At 62.9% G+C, this 1605-nt stretch carries 1 protein-coding gene; it reads right to left on the bottom strand.

Annotation, left to right across the window (positions count from 1 at the left end; genetic code table 11):
- Nucleotides 1-162 precede the first annotated feature (162 nt).
- Complete coding sequence (locus QZY01_RS16300) at nucleotides 163-1521, bottom strand: IS1182 family transposase (protein ID WP_294539130.1); 1359 nt, start codon at nucleotides 1519-1521, stop codon at nucleotides 163-165.
- Between the last annotated feature and the right edge of the window lie 84 nt (nucleotides 1522-1605).

Below are 1605 nucleotides of genomic sequence, written 5' to 3'. Positions count from 1 at the left end.
TCTAGCAGTCAGTCTGACTGAGGCTTCACTTCAGAACGCCGAGTGCGATGCGGTTACTTCGAGCTTCCACCGGGGCTTGATCGCGTCGGAGCGCGCGACGATCGCGTGAAGTCTGACCGCTTACAGCCTACATTTCGCCGCGCTAATCCTCGCTCGGCCCCTTCAGACAGCCGCGAGGACGAACATGCGTTTCAAGTTCCACGCCATGGTCATCAGGCTCCATTCGCCGCGCACTTTTTCGAGCCCTCGCAACGAGAATTGGCGGAATCCGAGCGCCGATTTGATGACGCCGAACACCGGTTCGGGCGTGTGTTTGCGCAGGGCGTAAAGCTTCTTGCCGTCCGGCGTCTTCAAGCGATGCGCCATGGCCTCGACCGGCGTCGGATTTTCCGGGGCGGGCGGCGCTTCCTCGAAGCGTTCGGCAAGCGGCGGATGATGCGGCTGGCGGCCCATCGCAATCAGCGGATCGATCCCAGCTTTCTTGCAAGCCTCGACATTCGCAGCGCTGAAATAGCCTGTGTCCGCCAGCAGTGTTTCGGGGTCGCCTAATTCTTCCCGCAGGGCGCCGATCTTGTCCAGCATCGGCTCGACCTGCCGCTTGTCGTTCGGGGCCTGAACCACATCGGCCGCCACCACCAGCAGGCTTCCCGCGGCGACGGCGGCCTGCGCGTTGTAGCATTGGTCGAAGCCGCCGCCCGCCACCGGCATGATGCGCGAGTCTTCGTCGGTGAGATTGATCTGATCGTTCGGCAGCGGCCCTTCGGTCGGCGGTTCTGGCGGCTTGCCGCCGGGCTTCTTGCCCGTGGCCGCCGTCTTGGCCGCGCGCGCCGCGCGTTTCGCCTCATGCTCGGCAAGCTCACGCCCATGGCGCTCCTTGGCCCGCGCCTCCATCTTGGCGCGCGCTTCGACGAGCTTGCGCAACCGCTCTTCACGCCGCGCCAGTTCGTCGGGAATCGACATGCCATCGGGAATGTCGTCCGCGTCCGCTGCTTCGGCCTTGGCCATCAGATCGGCGACTTCGGCCTTCAATTGCGCCTCGATCTTGCCCGCATGCTCATAAGAAAGCGCGCTGTGCCGGCTGGCGTTGGCGTGGATCTTCGTGCCGTCGAGCCCGATCGTTCCCATTTTCAGGACGCCCATCTCGCGCGCCAGCAACAGCACCTGAACGAACAGCGCCTCGATCTCATTGAGAAACCGCCGCCGGAAACTCGCAATCGTGTCATGGTCGGGGTGATCGTTGGCCGCGATGAAACGGAACGCCACCGAGTCATAGGTCGCCCGCTCCAGCTTGCGGCTCGAAAACACGCCCGTCGCATAACCGTAAACCAGCAGGCCCAGCAGCATTCTGGGATGATGCGCCGCTGAACCCGAGCCGCGATAAGAGCCGATCATCGTCCGCAGATCGAAACCGTCGATCACCTCGGCAACAAAGCGCGCCAGATGACTCTCCGGCAGCCAATCGTCAACCGACGGCGGCAGCAGAAAACCGGTTTGCCGATCAAAATTGCGGAAGTTGTCCATCGGAACGACCGTCATGGGGCGAGAATCAACGAAACGATCCTATCCTATCGCCCGCTCTTCGCTAAGTCCGACAGGCTGCTAGGG

The organism is uncultured Rhodoblastus sp. (assembly GCF_903903185.1).
Lineage (GTDB): Bacteria > Pseudomonadota > Alphaproteobacteria > Rhizobiales > Beijerinckiaceae > Rhodoblastus.
This window is presented reverse-complemented; position numbering and strand designations above follow the sequence as displayed.